At 40.5% G+C, this 2,249-nt stretch carries 4 protein-coding genes and 1 pseudogene; 1 reads left to right on the forward strand and 4 read right to left on the reverse strand.

The window, feature by feature from the left end; all coding sequences use genetic code 11:
* The 4 genes from ACGF5R_RS23765 to ACGF5R_RS23780 form a co-directional block, all read right to left on the reverse strand.
* On the reverse strand, positions 1-405 hold a 405-nt coding region (locus tag ACGF5R_RS23765), incomplete at its 3' end, for an HNH endonuclease signature motif containing protein (protein ID WP_387693081.1).
* Positions 406-519: 114 nt separating this feature from the next.
* The gene (locus tag ACGF5R_RS23770; protein WP_387693083.1) at positions 520-849 is read right to left on the reverse strand and encodes a hypothetical protein; all 330 of its coding nucleotides are present in this window, start codon (positions 847-849) and stop codon (positions 520-522) included.
* Positions 824-1,483 (reverse strand): hypothetical protein, encoded by a 660-nt coding sequence (locus tag ACGF5R_RS23775; protein WP_112886957.1) that lies wholly within the window; start codon positions 1,481-1,483, stop codon positions 824-826. Before ACGF5R_RS23775 ends, ACGF5R_RS23770 begins: the two co-directional genes overlap by 26 nt.
* Positions 1,484-1,498: 15 nt before the next feature.
* Positions 1,499-1,678: a hypothetical protein gene (locus ACGF5R_RS23780; protein WP_112879892.1), complete on the reverse strand. Its 180-nt coding sequence runs from the start codon at positions 1,676-1,678 to the stop codon at positions 1,499-1,501.
* A 321-nt stretch (positions 1,679-1,999) separates the two neighbouring features.
* Here ACGF5R_RS23780 and ACGF5R_RS23785 point away from each other — a divergent pair.
* A pseudogene (locus tag ACGF5R_RS23785) lies at positions 2,000-2,249 on the forward strand (hypothetical protein); the annotation flags it as partial.

The raw sequence follows: 2,249 nt of genomic DNA on the forward strand, positions 1-2,249 counted from the left end.
TCTGGCTTTCCATTTCTGCCGTGACGGCTCCCAGAATACGCCTTTGAATCCGGACTTGTTTTTCTTACCTACTTCGACGTTGCGCTGGTTCTCTTCATTTGTGGCTTCACGTAAATTCGCTATCCTGTTATCGCTTTTGACTCTGTTGATATGATCAATCATATTGACAGGCCACTGGCCATATACATAGAGCCACGCTAACCGATGCGCCCGGTAGTGCTTTCCGTCTATAGCGATTGTGATGTACCCATGACTCTGTGAGCCGGCGACCCTGTCATGCCTGATACCTTTACGGGTATTATCCAGCCATGTAAACACTCCTGTGTCAGGGTTATAGTCGAGCAACTCTTTCAATTTTCTTTGAGTTAACTCCATCATGTCTTTCCCTGCCAGTTTAAGGAACAAAAAAACCTCGCGAGTGCGAGGCCATTAATATGTTTAAATCAATTATCTAGCTGTGACAGGGCTTTAAATGAGAATTAATATCATTTAATATCATTTAATATCATTTAATATCATTTAATATCTTGATGATGAGTCCCGAATTACTAATTTACCATCAAAACCAGTCACTATTATCTCGTTGTTATTCTCACTTACGATACATCTTATAGCATCCATATATTCTTTTGTTACATCCACACTGACTTTACATTCGATGGATTTACTCAGTCGCTTGTGCAACTCACGCAACATAATTGACGCTAAATTGGTGCTAACATCAAACCCGCTTAGTTCTGATTTTAGTTGATTAATGATATTTTCAACTTCTTCATGAGTGGGCAATGTCACTGTTGCATTCAATTCATACTTCATTACAACCTTACTTTGCTGTTTTAATAGCTTCATCTAGAGCCTGACTGATAGCCTGTGGCATTAATGCATCAGCCATCTTTCTTGCGCGTTCCTGATAACCCAAGATAGGCGCAACAGGCAGAGCATCACCGAACCGGATTAATAGTTTCGGCGGTCTTTGCTTTTTCCTCTCTCTGCGAGTGCCATTTGGAGAGCGCTTTAACCGCTTTTTGCTCTTCTTACCCTTTCTGCCTTTCTTACGTTGCCATACGCCATTGACACTATTATGTTCGCTGGTTGTGACTTCTCCGATAAATACATCGGGCTTGGCTTTTAACTGCTGGAGTTTGTTGCGGGGTAAGTTGCCATATTTGTTTAATTTAATGTTCTTTGGATTTAATAACGCACTGCTATTAAGCTTGTGGACCCCACCAACTTCAAAGGGTGTGAGATAACTTGCTGCAATATCACGCACGAACACTTTAGCAGTGAGATTATTCTTACGAGCACCAACCGAGCCAACAGATTTAACAGTAAAGGGAGTCGGGTTATCTAACTTACGCTCTATCGCCTTCTTTTCAGCTTGTTCGATCTGCCGGGCAACTTTTGTTAATGCCTGAGCAGTGGCAAACGGGACTTGCTTCTTTATTTGAGTCAGCTTATTAGACAGTTCTTTTAATCCTGCCATCTTATTGACCTTAAGTTACATAGATAACTGCAACTCTGTGCCAATCAATCCAAGTGCGAAAACAGCTTCATCCGGATAATCAGCCAGCATCTTACGTATTACCTTTTCACATGTACTGACATTTTCTTGTTGTTGCTCTGACAATGAGGCAATTAACCCCCTAAACATCAGTATTGTTTGTTCATCTTGTGTCATCGTGTTATCTCATTAAATAAAAAGGCCACCGAAGTGACTGTTATCTGATTTTCCACCACGCCCACGCGGCGGATAGACCCCAGCACATTAAGCCGTACAGAAAATTGCCCCATGTGATTTGGAGCATGAACAAGAACCCTATGATTATCGGAGTTATCCAGCAATAAAATTCAAAGTCTTTCATATTTTAATTTTCCGTCATTAACCTCGTCTCGTTAAATGCCTGCTTTTCACCACATCAGGCGAGGTGGTTCCGTTGTACCCCTACAACGAGAAATCATCTAAAATTAACTCACCCCTACAAAAGTGAGAAATATCAACATGGATAATTACCCAAGAGAACTTCAACGTGAATTACTTGAGTTACTAGCCGACCCTGAATACGACGGGTTTGATGTTTATGAATACCGAAATTTTATAGATAAATTTTCAAGTGAAAATATATTAATTGCCAACCTTGAATATCTAATAGGTCATGGGTTAATTACTGGCAGAGTAAGCAAAGAATTAGTAAACCCAAACTCGATAAAAATAACATCTAAAGGAATTGACTTTCTCAGCGATGATGGCG

It is taken from the genome of Photorhabdus sp. RM71S (assembly GCF_042879355.1).
In the GTDB taxonomy this organism is placed as follows: Bacteria; Pseudomonadota; Gammaproteobacteria; order Enterobacterales; family Enterobacteriaceae; genus Photorhabdus; species Photorhabdus kayaii.

Excerpts from the sequence above, each read along its gene's own strand:
- ACGF5R_RS23770 (WP_387693083.1), bottom strand. The coding sequence starts at position 849 with ATGAAGCTATTAAAACAGCAAAGTAAGGTTGTAATGAAGTATGAATTG.
- ACGF5R_RS23775 (WP_112886957.1), bottom strand. The coding sequence starts at position 1,483 with ATGGCAGGATTAAAAGAACTGTCTAATAAGCTGACTCAAATAAAGAAG.
- ACGF5R_RS23780 (WP_112879892.1), bottom strand. The coding sequence starts at position 1,678 with ATGACACAAGATGAACAAACAATACTGATGTTTAGGGGGTTAATTGCC.